A 16,075-nucleotide genomic window follows, 5' to 3' on the forward strand; every position below is an offset into this window, starting at 1 on the left:
ACACTCCCTCTAGTAGCACTCCCAATCGGCTTAAGTAGGCTTCTCATGGTACTCTCCGTACTAGTCGCTGGCCTCACCTGTCCCGCGGCATAGCTGACCCAGCTCTAGCACATGGCGCTGTCTGTACACAACGATGCCGCAATACATGAAGTCATGGCACTTCTTCTAACCTGAAACCAGGGCATGCTATATGCAATAGCTTCTTGGAGGGCGTAAATAGATCCAAATTATGTCGAAGTATGCAGCTCTTGGCCTTCCGGTACTTCGCATTCTACACTGGTTTACGGTAGAAGAGGTGGTTAGGCCTCTCTAGCTGGCATAGGTGCTGTGTGGAGGAAGCCAATACTATCTTACAGTTTTACTCCTCACCCTACTGGTGTGGATGGATGTGCCTGGTAAGGTAAAGACGAACATCATGGTTGACCGGGAGTTGTGGGAGGCGTTTAAGAGGAAGATTGTATCCGAGAGGGGGCCTCGGTTTCTTAGCAGTGCGGTAGAAGAGGCGTTGGAGGAGGAGCTAGCAGAACTCTTTCTCCTCAAAGCCCTGGACAGCCTCGACGTTCCGGGTGATGTTGAGGCTCCTCCAAGTGTGGTGCGTGTAAGGCTACGAGTTGCTACAAGGGCGGAGGATGTGGTGAGGGAGCTGAGGGAGGGAAGGTATTGAGGGTATACCTTGACTCGAGCGCCATAGTGAAGCGGTATATTGAGGAGGATGGAAGCGAAACTGTAGCAGAGTTCTACGAGAAGGCATTGGATGGCGAGATAACACTTGCATTCTCAATATGGAATGTAGGCGAGGTTCTAGGCGTCCTGGACAAGTATCTGGCTCGTGGCTGGATATCACGTAGCGAGTACAACACGGCTCTGGCCAGCTTCAGGAGGGAAACCAAGAGGCTTATACGCCTGGGAATACTCAAAGTGGTGCTTGTGAAGAATCGTCTCCTAGCCTCCTCTTGAGGCTAGTCCTCCGGCACCACATTTACGTAGCGGATGCGCTGCAGATAGTCTCTGCACGGTATGCCCAGGCAGATCTGCTTGCTACTGGGGATAAGAGGCTAGGCCAGGTTGCCGCAGCGGAGGGTGTTAAAGCGCTTGTACTAGCAGCCGAGAACTAGCTGGGGATAGGTACGGCCGGTACCGTAAACATGTAGGTAGTGGTACTTGTGGCTGGCATGTAGGCTGTAGAGGGATACATATCTATCCGTAGGTCCTTGTGTAGCATTCTATGCTCGGGGATGAGCGAAACCACCGACACTGAGATAGGCCTGGCCACAGCTCTATAGCTAACGCCTGGCTTCAGCTGGGCTGCAGTGCTGAAGCCCAGCGATTGCGACCCTCTTGCTCCGTCTTGAGACGCTCGTTGGGTTCGAGTTCAAGTGTAATAGTTGCTCTTCCCTATTGATCTCACTGCCTTAGGCATGGGGGTGGTTGATGCTGGCTCCGAGGCTGGCTGTACTGCTGGCAGCAGGTCTAGGTACGAGGCTTGGTGGTAAGCCCAAGCCGCTACTACGGGTTGCTGGTAGGCCGCTGGCATGGTATCCGCTTAGCGTACTACACCTAGCGGGGGCAAGGGAGGCCTGTATAGTTACGAGGAGCGAGATCGCTGACGAGCTGAGGGGGCTTGCATCCTCAATATATGGTGGTGGCAGCGTCACCGTCGTCGTTAACCCTGAGCCCGAGAGGGAGAACGGATATAGCCTCCTACTAGCAGCAACGGAGTGCCCGTTATTGGTCAGCGAGCCAGCCTACGTAAGTATGACTGACCACATATACTCGCCGCTGATACCGGTAAGGGCTGGCTACAGCGTACAGACCGGCTACTATATGATAGCTGGCGACTCTGAGCCCTGCTGCATAGACATCGACGAGGCGACGTTTGTGAAGGCAGTACTTCCACGGGGCTACGATGTTGGTAAGGGGATAGCCTGGTGGACCCATGTTGACACGGGCGTTCACGTCTATGCGCTCGACTCTTCTGAGCTACAAGCAGTTGCAGCGGGCGAGTACACTGTGAAGCTTAACACTATAACTTCGAGGCTTGCACAGCGGGGCAGGCTACTCGTAGCAGACGTCTCGTGCCTCCCCTGGACTGAGATAGATACGCCGAGGGACCTGGAGGAGGCTGAGAGGGGTCAGCGTAGGTGGGTGATAAGGCATGTCGAAGAGTGGCTCCGCAGTTAGCTTTGCCAAGCCAACGGACGGCATCATATCGAGAACCATTAACCGGAAGATATCAGCGAGGATAACAATGTGGCTCGCATCGTGGAGGAGACCACCGAGCCCCGACACGGTGAGCGTCATAGCAGGGGTCATGGTTGCAGCTGGCGGCTTAGGCTTCGCTGCTGGCTACCCCTGGCTTGGCGGTATACTAGCCCAGCTCGGCAGCATACTCGACGGGGTCGACGGGGAGATAGCAAGGGTCCTAGGCCGCCAGAGCAAGGCAGGAGCACTCTTCGACACTGTACTAGATAGGCTAGCTGATATAGTACTACTCCTCGGCATGGTCCTAGCCGTAGCGGAAACACTAGACCCCATACTGGCTGTTACGGTTGCACTAGCAGCTATAACGGGAGACCTCATGGTGTCATACATTCACGCCTTTGGCGAGAAGGTAGCCGGCAGGCACCCTGTACTCATAGGGAGGATACCGGGCATAGCAAGCCGCGACGTGAGGCTCTTCACGGTCTTCATAGCAGGGCTGCTAGGCAGACCCCTAGAAGGCCTCATAACTGTCGCACTGCTCGGCCATACATATACTGTTGCTAAGACTGTTGAACTAATAAAGTACCTTGATCAAGGTGGGAGACCGCGCTGAATTATAACCTCAAACCATAAACAATAGTGGTGGAGGCGAAACAAGACCATGAGCGAGTTACGCAGAAAAGCCCTCGAGATTATCGAGCAAGCCCTGCGCGAGGGCCGCAGCAAGCTCCTCGAGCATGAAGCACTAGCGGTAGCAGAACTCTATGGCGTACCCGTAGCTGGCTACGGCCTCGCACGCAACGAAGACGAAGCTGTAGAGGCAGCCGAAAGGATAGGCTACCCAGTAGTCCTCAAGATTGTTAGCCCAGACATAGTCCACAAGAGTGACGTAGGGGGCGTCATAGTAGGCCTGGAAAAACCTGAAGACGTAAAGAAAGCCTACAACGAGATCATCGAGAACGTAAAGAGGCATGCTCCCAACGCGAGAATAGTAGGAGTACTAGTCCAGAAGATGGCACCCAAGGGTGCGGTAGAAGTTATAGTTGGAGGTCTACGCGACCCAGTCTTCGGCCCAACAATAATGTTCGGCCTAGGTGGCATATTCGTAGAGGTGTTCCGTGATGTAAGCTTCCGCGTGGCACCCTTCACAGAGCGCGATGCAGAGGAAATGATAAACGAGATCAAAGCCTCAAAGATACTAAAGGGCTACAGAAACCTGCCCCCCAGGGACATCAAGGCATTAATCAAGGTGATAATGGCGGCACAGAAGCTAATGGTGGAAAACCCTGAGATACGAGAACTAGACCTAAACCCAGTCCTAAGCTACCCAGACAGTGCAATAACAGTGGATGCAAGAATAATAGTTGGGAGAGAAGAGCACAGTGAGGAGCACCACTAACAACTCTCTCCGTTGACGGTGGTTGGTTTTAACACTCCCTTAGTTAGGCACCACCAACTCCTCCCATTTACAGGCTGGAACCACACAGTAGTAGCCATGGCGGCCCCTCTTTCCCATAGAGGTGCCATGTAGCTGTCCCGTGGTCGGCACTGCCTGGAGCTGGGGTGGACATGGGAGGCTCTCGTTAGCGGGAACCGTGGAAGTCTGTTGTCTGCAAAAGTTTACAGCAAAGAAGGCTCGTGTAAGAATGAGCGTTGTGGATAGTACTAGGACTCAGCTGGTATTCGGAACCAGTGTATGGATCGGGTTTACAAGCGAGGATGAACGTGGAGCTGAGAGGCTCCTCGGGCGGCTCCTCTAGCAGTACAGCCGGAGTGTCCATGGAGAGGAGCCAGCGTCTCCGTAAAAAACGGAATTGATTAGTCTTTTTGGGTCTATCTAGCTTTGAGCATTTCTTCCCTCTGGCGTCTAGCACGCTGTATTACAGCTTCTACCTCTTCGGGCAGCTTCTTTATGAGGCCTACGTCTACTAGTTTGAGTACCTTCTCTCTGCTCGTAGCGATTATCTGTTTGGCCTTCTCGTACTCCTCCTCGTATGTAGTCTTGAGCCTTGCTACTCCCTCCTCCACAGCCCTTACTGCGGTTGCGGCGGCTACGCGTGGATATACCTCCCACTCTTCCATCGATGGTATGATGTAGTCTTCTCGTAGCCCCTTCTCCTCGGCGAATCTTGCCAGCTCCTCGGCAGCAGCTATAGCCATGGTGTCGGTGATTGTCCTGGCGCGTACGTCCAGTACGCCACGGAATATTGAGGGGAATGCAAGGCTATTGTTTACCTGGTTGGGGAAGTCGCTGCGCCCAGTCGCTACGACCCTTGCACCAGCCTCCTTAGCCTCCCATGGCCATATCTCTGGCACAGGGTTAGCCTCGGCGAAGACTATGGGGTCCTTGTCCATTAGCTTTATCCACTCGGGCTTTATCACGCCTGGCCCTGGCTTGGAAGCCGCTACAACAGCTTCTGCACCTTCGAGGGCCTCCTTTATGCCGCCGCCTCGTAGCTGGTTCCAGCCGCCGTCGGTCTCGACTGCTATCTGGTACTTCCACGGGTTCTTCTCCTTCAGCTTCTCGATGTCCTCTCTCTGGCTGTGCAGTACACCCTTAGAGTCTACCACGACCATATTCTTGGGATCTACGCCATAGGCCTTCAACAGTCTGTAAAGTGCAGTGTTGGCGGCACCGGCACCTATGAGTGCTATCCTCATCTTGCGCAGGTCTCTGCCAGTGAGCTTAGCGGCGTTTATGAGGCCTGCAAGGGTTACGGTTGCGGTACCCTGCTGGTCGTCATGCCATATGGGTATGTTTAGCCGTTTCCGAGCCTCGTCAAGGAGGTAGAAGCACTTGGGGCTCTCGATATCCTCGAGGTTTATGCCGCCAAAGCTCGGCTCTATTAACACGAGTAGCTCGAGGAACTTCTCCCGATCCCTCGCCCTGTGAACTAGGGGCACGGCATCAACGCCGCCCAGGGCTTTGAAGAGAAGGGCCTTACCCTCCATTACCGGGAGGGCGCCTTCGGGCCCAATAGCGCCTAGGCCTAGAACCCTAGTACCGTCGCTTACAACGGCGACGGTGTTCCAACGCCAGGTATTGTGGAATGTTGCGTCTGGATCCTCGGCGTCCTCCTTGGCGGGGCCTGCTACGCCAGGGGTGTACCAGATAGCGAAGTCGTCTTGGCGAAATGCAGGAACCTTAGGTATAACCTCTATCTTGCCCTCGTAGAGCCGGTGTAGTTTCTTGGAGATACTATACCAGTCTATCCTCTCTTTTTCGGACATGATATTTTGGACACCTCTAGCTGGCCGTGTTTGGTAACGATTTGTAAATGTTAAAACATGTTGTGGTTTAGAATGATTGAAAATGTTCAGTGACAGGTTTGTTCGGGGGTTAAATATGAGAACAATGCCCCCTAAGACTAGATAGAATGGTGATATATCATGATTTTAATATTAATAACTATATTTGTTTGTGGAATGTATTCATCAATACACTTAATGTGTCCGCTCCTTGCAGACTCACTGAGTGGAGGCTACAGGGGCTTAACGGGAGGCGCGTAACACATGGTGGATATGTTCTACTATGACGTAGTGATAGTTGGCTCTGGATTAGCGGGTCTGCGCGCTGCACTAGAGATCAAGCGCACCTACGGCGACAAGATTAGCGTTGCGCTGATAAGCAAGGTTCAGCTCATGAGGAGCCACAGTGTCGCAGCCCAGGGTGGTACAGCGGCAGTACTCTACCCGGAGGAGGGAGACAGCTTTGCCCTACACGCCTGGGATACGATTAAGGGTAGTGACTTCCTTGCCGACCAGGATGCGGTCTGGCTGTTTGTAAAGCTAATGCCCGAGGAAATAAGACTGCTTGAGCGCTGGGGGCTCCCCTGGAGCAGAAGGCCCGACGGTAGAATAGCACAGAGGCCCTTCGGAGGGCACAGCTTTCCCCGAGCCACATATGCAGCTGACAAGACTGGCTTCTACGAGATGCAGACCCTCTATAGCAGGCTAGTTGGCTATGACAACTGGGATCGCTATGACGAGGTCTTTGTTACAAGCATTATAATCGAGGATGGAGTATTCAAGGGTGTTACAGCCATTGATATGAGGAGTGGCGAGTTTCTAGTCTTCCGGGCTAGGGCAGGCATAATTGCTACGGGTGGTGCTGGCAGAATATACAAGTTCACCACTTACGCCCACACGGTAACAGGCGACGGCCAAGCAATGGCGCTACGTGCTGGTATACCACTCAAAGACATGGAGTTCATCCAGTTCCATCCCACGGGCCTAGTCCCCTCGGGTATACTAATCACGGAGGGTGCACGCGGCGAGGGAGGCTATCTCATAAACAAGAACGGCGAAAGGTTCATGAAGCGTTATGCTCCTCAGAGGATGGAGCTAGCACCACGTGATGTCGTGTCGAGAGCAATTATGACTGAGATACGTGAGGGTAGAGGGTTCCGCGATCCGGTAAGCGGGCTCGAGTACGTGCTGCTTGACCTGCGCCATCTCGGCGAGGAGAAGATAAATGAAAGGCTCCCCGGTATACGCGAGATAGCAATCAAGCATGCAGGCATAGACCCTGTCACGGAGCCCATACCGGTGAGACCTGCAGCCCACTACTCGATGGGCGGCATTCACACCGACAAGTACTATCGCGTCTTAACCGTGGATGGTAAGTGGGTTAAGGGTCTCTGGGCTGCGGGTGAGGTTGCATCAGCAAGTATTCATGGCGCTAACAGATTGGGTGCCAACAGCACAGCAGAGTGTCTCACAAGCGGTCGTATAGCTGGCAGGCAAGCAGCTCAGTATGTGATCAAGACCAAGGAGATGGGTATGCCCGACCCGAAGCCCAGCGAGTCCAGCATAGCCAAGGAGGAGAAGAGGATATTCGATATGCTATTGAAGCATGAATCCGGCTCTGCAACAGTATACGAAATTAGGGCGAAGCTCCGCGAGACAATGGACAAGTATGTCTACGTATTCCGCGATGAAGAGGGGTTAAAGAAGGCACTGAAGATAATACTAGAGCTACGCGAGGCCATGAAAAAGGTGTATCCGAGCGATAAGAGCAGGATATACAACACAGACATGATAACAGTTCTCGAGACCCAAAACATGCTCGATGTAGCCTACTCAGTAGCCTATGGAGCTCTACTACGTACAGAGAGTCGCGGAGCCCACTACAGAATAGACTATCCGAAGAGAGACGATGAGAACTGGCTAAAACACACCCTAACATACCTAACAGCAGACGACAAAATAGAAGTAACCTACACACCGGTAACAATCACAACGTGGAAGCCGATAGAGCGCAAGTACTAGTACACCCCTATCTTGTTTCCCGTGCTTAGCGTGTCAATCTCAGATCATGGGGGATGTATGGCTTGGCCGGGGAGAAGAGGAAACGTGTACTCCTCGAGAACATGCCCGGGTTCCTAGCTGCAAGCCTAAACCCATGGCTCATCAAGGCGAAGAATAACCCGGAAAGGCTAGCATTCATTCTACACCGCGTAACCGGCTTCATAATCGTAGTATACCTGCTAGCCCACGTCATCGTTACAAGCTACTCAACAAACCCTACACAATGGGAGGATATAATGTCAACGTTTGCTAACAGCCTATTCAACAAGATTGGCGAGTGGATTGTGGCAGGTGCAGTCATCTACCATGGGCTTAATGGTATAAGACTACTACTTGTAGAATTCTTCGGTACAGGTATCGGGAAGCCAGAGCTGCCAAAGCCTCCATACATACCGCCAAGCCTCAAGGGAGGCCAGAGAACCGGGCTTTACATAGTGTTCGCCTTGAGCATCATAGGCTGGATGCTTGCGGGCATATTGATTTTCACGGGTCGACTATTCTAGGCCGAATAGACGTGAAGGAGGTGACCTAGGGTGGCACGTGCATCCACGCTACAGATATGGCAATACATTACAGCGATGATACTCGTATTAGTGCTAACATTCCACCTCGTAGAGCGGATTCCAGGCATAAGCCCGCTAGCAGCAGAAAGCTACGAAGGCAGTCTTGAGGTTGAGAAGGTGCAAAATGCCTACAGCGAGTACTGGTGGATATTGGCAATACTCCTTGTTGCAGCATTATTCCACGGCCTCAACGGGCTTCGTGGCATGTTGCTAGAGATGAGGCAGGGTAGGGCCTGGACGATATTCGTAAACGTATTGTTCTGGATTCTCTTCATAGGCTTCACCATATACGGGCTCAACACGATAATAACTCATCTCCAGGGCTAGCCCGTGAAGGCCATGCGGCAGGCTATAATGTGGGGGTGAACGATGTATGGCCGAGAGGCTCGGCTCGATACCCGAGCCACCGAAGGAGGTAATCTTTCGGATTAAACGCTACGATCCCGAGACAGGGAGAAGCTGGTGGCAAGAGTACAGGGTGCAGACATACCGAGGCATGACGGTGCTTGACGCCCTGATATGGATTAAGGAGCGTCTGGACCCGACGCTGTCGATGAGGTATAGCTGCCGCCAGGGCGTCTGTGGGAGCTGTGGAATGCTGATAAATGGTACCCCGAGGCTCGCTTGTCAGACACAAGTGGGGGCAATAGCCACCAATGAGAAGCCAGTGGTTACCGTGGAGCCGTTGCCAAACTTTCCGGTGGTACGTGACCTCGTAACAGACTTTACAAGGTTCTTCGAGAAGCATAGAGCCATAATGCCCTACATCATAAGGCGGAACCCCAGGGAGGTTGACGAAGCCAAATACGAGTTTCTGATGAGCCCCGAGGAGCACATGGAAATATACCAGTACAGCCTATGTATAATGTGTGGCCTATGCTATGCAGCCTGCCCAGTAGCAGCCTCCGACCCCGAGTACCTTGGGCCGCAAGCGCTAACCCAGGCCTATAGGTTCATAGTAGATGTCCGCGATGAAGGTGCAGAGAAGAGGATAGCAGTAGTAGATACAGAGCACGGCTGCCACCGCTGCCACTTTGCGGCCTCATGCAGCGCGGTCTGCCCCAAGGACGTGGATCCAGCGGCGGCGATACAGAGGCTGAGGAGAATAGTCTTCCTAGACAAGCTAGGCCTCTGGAGGAAGAGGAAGACATCAAAGGTTGCGGGTCCATTGGAGAAGCCGCTAAGACAAGTAAAGGCTGAGTACCCCAAGCACAACCTGCTAGAAGGCGTAGACCCCGAGCAACAGGCGAGGGAGCCGGTAAACATAGACCTCCACGAGGAGTGGCTCAGAGAGTGAGTGGCACATCAAAAAAGGGTTGTGTTGGCAAGCCTAATCCTGCTTTTTCACACCCCTCTTTTAGTCTGGAAGACATCGCCGCTTATATCCTGCTAAGTATTTCCTCCATCCTCTTCCTAGCGTTCTCCATTACCTCGTCGTAGAGATTCTTGCCGGTTGCATCAATGACTACTGTTAGGGGGCCGAAGTCTTCGACTTCGAAGAGCCATACTGCCTCTGGGATGCCTAGCTCCTCCAGCCAGTAGACATCAACTACCCGCTTAATTGCCTGGGCCGCTAGTACAGCAGCACCACCTGTAAAGACAGCGTAGACGGCGCCGTACCTTCTGCACGCCTCAGCGGTCCTGGGCCCCATGCCTCCCTTGCCTATAACCATTCTAACCCCAGTCTTTGCTATGAATTCGTGCTCTACGGGCTCCATCCTGGTGCTTGTTGTTGGCCCGGCAGCTACTACCTCCCACTCGCCATTCCTCTTCCTAACAACGGGGCCTACATGGTATACTGCTAGACCCCTCGGCTCGAACGGTAGCTTCTCGTTGCGGTTGAGAAGCTCGAGAATCTTCCGGTGCGCAGCGTCCCTAGCGGTGAATATTAGGCCAGAGAGGTATACGATGTCCCCTACGCGTAGCTTGCGTACATCCTCCTCGGAGAGGGGAGTCCGGAGCCTATACACGTTGGTCATGGGGTTCACCCCTTTGCATGGATCTAGATGTGTTTTGATGTTATCTCCCACCTGCCATCGGGTGTTATGTAGCCTGTTGCCCTCCTTATGGCCCAGCAGTTGAACACGACGCCTACAGCATAGGTTGCTGGGTGTCGGTGCGCATAGTCTATGTGTACATCTAGCGCAGTGATCTTGCCGCCGAAGCCGTGTACGCCTATACCCAGACTGTTGATTGCATCGAGGAGCTTCTCCTCTAGCTCAGCTATTTCCGGCTCGGGATGCCTCTCGCCGAGAGGGCGTAGGAGGGCTGCCTTCCTGGCAATTGCCAGTGCTTGTTCGCCCAGCGCTGCGATGCCAACGCCGACGACTACGGGTGGGCATGGTTTAGGGCCGGCAGAGACAACGGCCTTTAGTACTGTCTCCCAGACGTTGCGGATCCCCCTTATCGGCAGTGCCATGTTAAGCGTTGAGGGCGCCTCGCTGCCACCGCCCTTAGCTACAAACGTGACTTCTAGCCGGTCACCCGGCACAATCTCTACGTCGAACCACGGTATGTGCCTGCCAGTATTATCGCCCGTGTTTCCACCGCGTATAGGGTTGACAGCATTGGGTCTCAATGGTATGAGCCTTGTCGCCTCTCTCACAGCTTCAGTAGCTACCTCGTATATCTTCGCCCGGAGGGGGAACTCCTCACCAAGCCTTATGTAGAACACCGGCGTACCGGTATCCTGGCATATAGGCTTACCAAGCTTTGCTGCTAGCTCGGAGTTCCTCAGAATGGCCTCCAGGTGCTGCTTCGCTATAGGGTTATCCTCAACCTCCAATGCTTTCTTAAGCGCGTTGTAGACGTCGAGCGGCAGCCGGGTCTCGGCAACCCTTATCAACTCGACGAGGAACTCGCGTAGCCGGGCCTCAAGCTCAGGCAACTGTCATCAACCCGTTTTGTTTCTCTGCAGCCGTACTTTCAATACTATTTACGGTGTGTAAAATATGCTAGTCAGTGCTGGTCAGAACCCAGTCAAGGACACCACCAGTATAAGCCCCGTTCAAGCAAGATCGCGGAGCTGGGAGGCGGTGACGAGAAACCCCGGAGACCCGGCTTACGACCCGCCCTCGAGGCGGGGATGGGTGGAGCCCCGCATCACCGAGCCATCCTCTGTGATGTCTCCTAGGCTAAGCCCCTTGGAGCCACTGCGACGCTAAGGGTATGACTATACTACTGTCCCTCGGAAGCTTTGAGGATGGGCCAGCCTAGCCAATTAACCTCAACGTGCAGCCAGCATCAACAGCAGCCCGCTAACAGTCGAGGTCTACGTGCTCTTGCAGCCTAGTCCATAGGCTATGTAGGCCAATCATTATAGCCCAGTTGGGCCTAGTACGTGTTGGGCCTATGAGGTAGTTTGGCTACCTCCTTAGCCCCCGCGTATTGGGGGCTGTGCTGACTTCCGGCCTTGCCGAGGCCCAAACAAGCAAAAATAGTGAAAGGAGCAAGGACAAAACAAGTTGGGACGAGAAGGCATCGGAAGAAAAAGCCTGGCCCCGCGTGTATCCCCTCCCGCTCACCTGCTGCTAGAGGAGGGAGGGGATACTCACCATAGGGGTTTGGGATAGGCTGATTAGCCTCTCCATCGTCCTCCAGGGTTTGTAGGAGCTGGATTGTGGCTAGGGGGTGTCGGCTAGGTTTGGCTCCGCGGCCTACTGGCGTGGTAGTTTACATGAGTGATTTCGGGTGGAGTGACCCTTATGCAGGCATTGTGCGCGGCGTTATCGACCTCGTCTCGGGTGGCCGTGTTAGGGTTATCGACTTGACGCATGATGTTCCCGCCTTTAGTATTGTTGCTGGCGCCTACATACTATACACTGGCTACAGGTTCTTTCGCCCCGGCACAGTCTTCCTGGTGGTCGTAGACCCGGGTGTTGGTACCGAGCGCCGAGCAATAGCCGTCGAGACTAGGAACTATTATTTCGTAGGCCCTGACAACGGCGTACTCTATCCAGCCATCGAGGAGGATGGTATTGTGAGAGTACACGAGATAAGTAACGAGGCAATATTCCTCAAACCAGTCTCAATGAGCTTCCATGGCCGCGACGTCTTCGGCCCAGCTGCAGCCCTCCTAGCCCTCGGCGTGCCTGTAAGTGCCCTCGGCGGCCCGGTTGAGCCCTCTACGCTACGTAGACTGAGCCTGAGAACACAATGCATAAATGAAGGCCGCGTTGAGGCCGAGGTAGTCTACATAGACCATTTCGGCAATGTAGCGCTAGGCCTCGAGAGGGATTGTGTGGAAAGGCTCTGCAGGCGGAGCGGCAGGGTGGTTGTGGAGACTGGTAGAGGAGTGTTTGAGGCTAAGTGTCTCCCAGTGTTTAGTCATGCAGAGCCGGGGGAGATGGTGTTCTACCTTAACAGTCTGGGGTTCCCAGAGCTGGCAGTAAACCTTGGAAATGCAGGGGAAAAGCTGGGTGTGAGGATAGGAGAGAGATTAGTTATCGCGCCTGGCTAGCAGGTATAGCCTCAAACCACTCCTCCCCAGGGGGCAGTCTCGCCTCTTGCCCGGGGTACAGATTCTAGCTAGTGGACAGTACTGGCATGGATTGCCGCCCCCACTTAGCTCGCGTAGATAGCCCTGGGCGAGCAGTACCGCTATGAGCATCTCAGCTGTGCCCTTATCGACTCCCAGCTCTTTCTCCAGCAGCTCTGGAGAGACAACCCTGTACCTTCTAACCACGCTGAGGGCTTTCTGGACTAGCTGCTTACCCATCAGACTCCTCCCCGCCAGCAAGCTATGTCAATGGTAGTAGTACGTAGTAGGTTGCGAGCGAGAATACTGTCGCGAGTGATACCATGTATGCTAGTGCTGCTAGTACGAGCTTGGCGCTCCTAACCTCCTGATACATCACGGCCAGTGTTGCTAGGCATGGCAGGTAGAGCATCACGAATACGAGCAGAGCCATTGCTTGTGGTGTTGTTAAGCCTAGGCTCTGGAGAGCTTCTACGGGGTCCTCTGTGCCCTGCATTAGTGCAACAGTCTCTACCAGAGCCTCCTTCGCTATAAAGCCGTTGATAACCGCGAACATTACTCTCCACGCAGTTTCGCGATCCATGCCCCACAAGGTCTCGGCTATTGGTGCGAAGTACTTGCCCAGCATGGCGCCATAGCTCTCAGCAGAATTCCCAACCACGCCGCCTGGCCCGTAGCTCAGCAAGGCCCATGTTACCACGCTCAGTGCGAGGATGATGCCACCAGCCTTCTTTAGGAAGTGTTTGCTATAGTCCCATGTTATCCACCATACAACCCTCCAGCTCGGCTTGTGTATCGGCGGTATCTCTATCACAAACTCTGGGGCATCCCTCCTCTTGAAGTATAGCCTCCGTACTAGTAGCGCTGTTAACAGGTACACCAGTATGCCGAGCAGATATGCAGCTAGTACTCCTGCAGCCTGCATCACGGGCGAATGTACGAAGGTTAGCATGAACGCTAGCAGCACCAGCAGGCGTGCCTGGCACGGTATGAACGGTATGGCTAGTACTGTTTCAATACGCTCCTCCTCCTCTATTGCAGCCCTGCTAGCCATTACGCCCGGCACGTTACAGCCAAAGCTGATCAGCATCGGGAATAGCGCCTTGCCGCTGAGCCCGAACCTGGCAAATAACCCGTGCATCGCCATAGCTATCCTCGGTGCTACGCCGGAATCCTCCATCATTGCTATGACAGCAGATACCAGCATGATTAGCGGGAGGAATGATAATACACTGCCTACACCCGGTATCACCCCATCGGCTAGCAGGCTCACAATCCACTCCGGGGTCCTCCCAGCTAGTGCTGCCTCGGTAGCGCCTGCTAGCCAGTTGAAGAAGCTGCCCAGCAACCCGCTAATACTATACTCCTCCACCATTGCGGCGAGGTCCACGTAACCTAGTTCCTCGAATATTATGTTCAGTGGGAACCCGGTGTTAACCGTGAAGATCGCAAGGAATGCTAGGAATAGCAGCGAGAGGCCAAGCACGGGGCCAAGTATAGGCCTCTGAAAGAGTTCTTCGAGTATCGCTGCTAGCTTCGACTCCGGCCTCTGAACCCGGACAATGGCACCCTTCACCAGCTTCTCAGCATACTCGAACCTTGCTGACACTGCAGCATCCTCCGGGTTCATGCCACTACTCTTGCGGAAGTGCTCTCTCAGCTCCCTAGCCTTCTCCACGATGTCGCCACGGCCGGCCTTCACCAGCAGTTCCTCGAGCCGTGGATCGCCCTCTATGAGGCGTACCGCTAACCACCTAGGATTGTAGTTCTTGAGCGGATTATCCCTAGCTATGTGAGCTTCCAGCTCAGCTATGTATGGTTCGAGAACACCATAGTCTATTCTTAGTGGCTCTTTACGCCCCTTCCTCCCCTCAGCAACATCAATCAAGGTTCTCATGAGTTCGTCTATTCCCAGCCTCTGTAGCGCCGAGACAGTAACCACGGGTACTCCCAGCTTCTTCTCGAGTTCGTCTACGTGGATGTGTATGCCCATGCTATGGGCTAGATCCATCTTGTTAAGGGCTATGACTACTCGTGCTGTTAACTCAAGTATCTGTAGTGCGAGGTAGAGGGTTCTCTCTGGTGCTGTTGCGTCGGCGATTACGAGTATGACGTCCGGTATGCCAGTGACAATAAACTCCCTAGCTACGACCTCCTCCTGGCTGGAAGCGGAGATGCCATAGGTGCCTGGTAAGTCTACAAAGCATATCGTCTTGTCACCATACCTACTCACAGCAGCTTCAAGCTCTACTGTTACACCGGGCCAGTTTGCAACATGGGCCGTCTTGCCCGTAAGCGTGTTGAACAATGTTGATTTGCCGACATTAGGGTTGCCAACCAATGCTACTACTAGTTTGCAATCCTTTCCTTTTTGAAGCGTCTTCGTCCCAGATTTATGGCCTATCTGTAGCACCATGATCTTCTTCACCCGTTTAGATTTAGATATATCTAAACCTTTATAAGGTGTCAAGATAGTTTTGTTTAGCAGGGGTAAATGGTGGATTTTCGTAGCAGGCGGGCGGTTGCGGAGAGAAGGAGGCTAACCGGCACCGAAGCAGCAACGACAGCTCTCGAGGACTACCTTGTAACTATATACAAGCTCGAGGAGACGCTGGGGGCTGCACGCACGACTCTTATAGCAAAGGAACTTGGGGTTAAGCCAGCTACGGTGTCGAAGATCCTGACTAAGCTTGAAGCTGAGGGCTACGTAGTGAGGGAGAAGTATCGCGGTGCACGCTTAACGGGGCTCGGTAGGAGGATTGCCGAGCGCATCATCTGGAAACACCGTGTGATAGAGAGGTTTCTTCACGACTACGTGGGCCTAGACCCGCTCAGGGCTCACAGATATGCGCACATGATGGAGCATCTCCCCGACGAGATTATTGATAGAATCTATGAGAGGCTTGGTAGGCCCGGCACGTGTCCGATGGGCAACCCGATCCCGGGTGCTAAGGTTCCCGAGGAGATACGGAGGGCGGTGCCGCTCTCAAGCCTCCAGAGCGGTGCATGTGGGAAGATTGTGAGGATAACAATGGCTGTCCATGAGTGGGGCCGTAGGCTCATAGAGCAGGGCATATTTATTGGTCGTCGTGTCTGCGTAATCTATGCTGGGCAAAGCCACTTGATAGTAGACGTTGAGGGTATCGGCGAGCGAGAGGTTCCCGTCATGCACGCCTGCCTCGTATATGTTCTACCAGAAAACAGTGCTAGCTAAACGGGGGTGCAAGACATCTTGACGGCTATGCCTACGGACACGTCACGTCCGAGAGCGGTCCCGCTAGTAGCATTACCGCCAGGCTCTAGGGCCCGCATATTAACCGTCACAAACGGAGGCCATGGTGTAAGGATGAGGCTCCTACAAATGGGGCTAACGCCCGGCGCTGTCGTCGAGATAGTGGAGAACTATGGTAGGGGCCCTATACTCGTAAGGGTTCGCGGCGCCGTCATAGCCCTTGGGCGTGGCTTGGCGGAAAAGGTTCTAGTAGAGCCCGTCTAGAAGCCGTTGTTAGCGGTGTATGCTCCT

19 protein-coding genes are annotated in these 16,075 nt (G+C 53.8%); 14 read left to right on the forward strand and 5 right to left on the reverse strand.

Features of this window, described 5'->3' with window-relative positions:
- The first annotated feature begins 382 nt into the window (after positions 1-382).
- The 7 genes from HBUT_RS00765 to HBUT_RS09405 all read left to right on the forward strand — a co-directional run bounded on the left by HBUT_RS00765 (position 383) and on the right by HBUT_RS09405 (position 3,962).
- Complete coding sequence (locus HBUT_RS00765) at positions 383-664, forward strand: hypothetical protein (protein WP_048061356.1); 282 nt, start codon at positions 383-385, stop codon at positions 662-664.
- The gene (locus HBUT_RS00770) at positions 661-957 is read left to right on the forward strand and encodes a type II toxin-antitoxin system VapC family toxin (protein ID WP_011821338.1); all 297 of its coding nucleotides are present in this window, start codon (positions 661-663) and stop codon (positions 955-957) included. Before HBUT_RS00765 ends, HBUT_RS00770 begins: the two co-directional genes overlap by 4 nt.
- On the forward strand, positions 954-1,115 hold the full coding sequence (locus HBUT_RS09755; protein ID WP_228546745.1) for a PIN domain-containing protein: 162 nt from the start codon (positions 954-956) through the stop codon (positions 1,113-1,115). Before HBUT_RS00770 ends, HBUT_RS09755 begins: the two co-directional genes overlap by 4 nt.
- Before the next feature lie 316 nt (positions 1,116-1,431).
- Positions 1,432-2,181: a phosphocholine cytidylyltransferase family protein gene (locus HBUT_RS00775; protein WP_011821339.1), complete on the forward strand. Its 750-nt coding sequence runs from the start codon at positions 1,432-1,434 to the stop codon at positions 2,179-2,181.
- Positions 2,156-2,815 carry a CDP-alcohol phosphatidyltransferase family protein gene (locus tag HBUT_RS00780; RefSeq protein WP_011821340.1) on the forward strand — a complete coding sequence of 220 codons (660 nt, stop codon included), beginning with the start codon at positions 2,156-2,158 and terminating at the stop codon, positions 2,813-2,815. Before HBUT_RS00775 ends, HBUT_RS00780 begins: the two co-directional genes overlap by 26 nt.
- A gap of 48 nt (positions 2,816-2,863) precedes the next feature.
- Positions 2,864-3,601, forward strand: coding sequence for an acetate--CoA ligase family protein (locus HBUT_RS00785; RefSeq protein WP_011821341.1), 738 nt, complete (start codon positions 2,864-2,866; stop codon positions 3,599-3,601).
- A gap of 196 nt (positions 3,602-3,797) precedes the next feature.
- Positions 3,798-3,962, forward strand: a complete 165-nt coding sequence (locus tag HBUT_RS09405; RefSeq protein ID WP_153801340.1) for a hypothetical protein — start codon at positions 3,798-3,800, stop codon at positions 3,960-3,962.
- 73 nt (positions 3,963-4,035) lie between these two features.
- Here HBUT_RS09405 and HBUT_RS00790 read toward each other — a convergent pair whose 3' ends face one another.
- Entirely contained in the window at positions 4,036-5,433 is a 1,398-nt protein-coding gene (locus HBUT_RS00790; protein WP_011821342.1) for an NAD(P)-dependent malic enzyme, read from the reverse strand.
- A gap of 282 nt (positions 5,434-5,715) precedes the next feature.
- Here HBUT_RS00790 and HBUT_RS00795 point away from each other — a divergent pair, with 282 nt between their 5' ends.
- From HBUT_RS00795 to HBUT_RS00810, 4 genes are read left to right on the forward strand one after another with little or no spacing between them, the layout of a single operon-like run.
- Positions 5,716-7,473, forward strand: coding sequence for a succinate dehydrogenase/fumarate reductase flavoprotein subunit (locus tag HBUT_RS00795; RefSeq protein ID WP_011821343.1), 1,758 nt, complete (start codon positions 5,716-5,718; stop codon positions 7,471-7,473).
- A gap of 53 nt (positions 7,474-7,526) precedes the next feature.
- A complete protein-coding gene (gene sdhC / locus HBUT_RS00800; RefSeq protein WP_110138720.1) occupies positions 7,527-8,015 on the forward strand; it encodes a succinate dehydrogenase, cytochrome b556 subunit in 489 nt (162 codons plus the stop codon).
- A 30-nt stretch (positions 8,016-8,045) separates the two neighbouring features.
- Positions 8,046-8,402, forward strand: coding sequence for a succinate dehydrogenase/fumarate reductase transmembrane subunit (locus HBUT_RS00805; protein ID WP_011821345.1), 357 nt, complete (start codon positions 8,046-8,048; stop codon positions 8,400-8,402).
- Between the two features lie 46 nt (positions 8,403-8,448).
- The gene (locus HBUT_RS00810; protein ID WP_011821346.1) at positions 8,449-9,372 is read left to right on the forward strand and encodes a succinate dehydrogenase/fumarate reductase iron-sulfur subunit; all 924 of its coding nucleotides are present in this window, start codon (positions 8,449-8,451) and stop codon (positions 9,370-9,372) included.
- 82 nt (positions 9,373-9,454) lie between these two features.
- Here HBUT_RS00810 and HBUT_RS00815 read toward each other — a convergent pair whose 3' ends face one another.
- Positions 9,455-10,054, reverse strand: coding sequence for a FumA C-terminus/TtdB family hydratase beta subunit (locus HBUT_RS00815; RefSeq protein WP_011821347.1), 600 nt, complete (start codon positions 10,052-10,054; stop codon positions 9,455-9,457).
- 23 nt (positions 10,055-10,077) lie between these two features.
- The gene (locus tag HBUT_RS00820; protein WP_011821348.1) at positions 10,078-10,962 is read right to left on the reverse strand and encodes a fumarate hydratase; all 885 of its coding nucleotides are present in this window, start codon (positions 10,960-10,962) and stop codon (positions 10,078-10,080) included.
- 756 nt (positions 10,963-11,718) lie between these two features.
- Between HBUT_RS00820 and HBUT_RS00825 the strand changes: the two genes are divergently transcribed.
- Positions 11,719-12,534, forward strand: a complete 816-nt coding sequence (locus tag HBUT_RS00825) for an SAM hydrolase/SAM-dependent halogenase family protein (RefSeq protein WP_011821349.1) — start codon at positions 11,719-11,721, stop codon at positions 12,532-12,534.
- Here the strand turns inward: HBUT_RS00825 and HBUT_RS00830 are convergent.
- Positions 12,514-12,792 (reverse strand): hypothetical protein, encoded by a 279-nt coding sequence (locus tag HBUT_RS00830; RefSeq protein ID WP_011821350.1) that lies wholly within the window; start codon positions 12,790-12,792, stop codon positions 12,514-12,516. The two genes, HBUT_RS00825 and HBUT_RS00830, sit on opposite strands and share 21 nt — an antisense overlap.
- Before the next feature lie 22 nt (positions 12,793-12,814).
- Positions 12,815-14,968, reverse strand: coding sequence for a ferrous iron transport protein B (feoB, locus tag HBUT_RS00835; RefSeq protein WP_011821351.1), 2,154 nt, complete (start codon positions 14,966-14,968; stop codon positions 12,815-12,817).
- Between the two features lie 81 nt (positions 14,969-15,049).
- Between feoB and HBUT_RS00840 the strand changes: the two genes are divergently transcribed.
- Both HBUT_RS00840 and HBUT_RS00845 read left to right on the forward strand, forming a co-directional pair.
- Positions 15,050-15,766, forward strand: coding sequence for a metal-dependent transcriptional regulator (locus HBUT_RS00840; RefSeq protein WP_011821352.1), 717 nt, complete (start codon positions 15,050-15,052; stop codon positions 15,764-15,766).
- A 27-nt stretch (positions 15,767-15,793) separates the two neighbouring features.
- A complete protein-coding gene (locus HBUT_RS00845) occupies positions 15,794-16,048 on the forward strand; it encodes a FeoA family protein (protein WP_048061632.1) in 255 nt (84 codons plus the stop codon).
- Positions 16,049-16,075: the final 27 nt, after the last annotated feature.

The organism is Hyperthermus butylicus DSM 5456 (genome assembly GCF_000015145.1).
GTDB classification, from domain to species: domain Archaea; phylum Thermoproteota; class Thermoprotei_A; order Sulfolobales; family Pyrodictiaceae; genus Hyperthermus; species Hyperthermus butylicus.

Excerpts from the sequence above, each read along its gene's own strand:
- HBUT_RS00765 (WP_048061356.1), top strand. The coding sequence starts at position 383 with ATGGATGTGCCTGGTAAGGTAAAGACGAACATCATGGTTGACCGGGAG.
- HBUT_RS00775 (WP_011821339.1), top strand. The coding sequence starts at position 1,432 with ATGCTGGCTCCGAGGCTGGCTGTACTGCTGGCAGCAGGTCTAGGTACG.
- HBUT_RS00780 (WP_011821340.1), top strand. The coding sequence starts at position 2,156 with ATGTCGAAGAGTGGCTCCGCAGTTAGCTTTGCCAAGCCAACGGACGGC.
- HBUT_RS00785 (WP_011821341.1), top strand. The coding sequence starts at position 2,864 with ATGAGCGAGTTACGCAGAAAAGCCCTCGAGATTATCGAGCAAGCCCTG.
- HBUT_RS00790 (WP_011821342.1), bottom strand. The coding sequence starts at position 5,433 with ATGTCCGAAAAAGAGAGGATAGACTGGTATAGTATCTCCAAGAAACTA.
- HBUT_RS00795 (WP_011821343.1), top strand. The coding sequence starts at position 5,716 with ATGGTGGATATGTTCTACTATGACGTAGTGATAGTTGGCTCTGGATTA.
- sdhC (WP_110138720.1), top strand. The coding sequence starts at position 7,527 with ATGTATGGCTTGGCCGGGGAGAAGAGGAAACGTGTACTCCTCGAGAAC.
- HBUT_RS00810 (WP_011821346.1), top strand. The coding sequence starts at position 8,449 with ATGGCCGAGAGGCTCGGCTCGATACCCGAGCCACCGAAGGAGGTAATC.
- HBUT_RS00815 (WP_011821347.1), bottom strand. The coding sequence starts at position 10,054 with ATGACCAACGTGTATAGGCTCCGGACTCCCCTCTCCGAGGAGGATGTA.
- HBUT_RS00830 (WP_011821350.1), bottom strand. The coding sequence starts at position 12,792 with ATGGGTAAGCAGCTAGTCCAGAAAGCCCTCAGCGTGGTTAGAAGGTAC.
- feoB (WP_011821351.1), bottom strand. The coding sequence starts at position 14,968 with ATGGTGCTACAGATAGGCCATAAATCTGGGACGAAGACGCTTCAAAAA.
- HBUT_RS00845 (WP_048061632.1), top strand. The coding sequence starts at position 15,794 with ATGCCTACGGACACGTCACGTCCGAGAGCGGTCCCGCTAGTAGCATTA.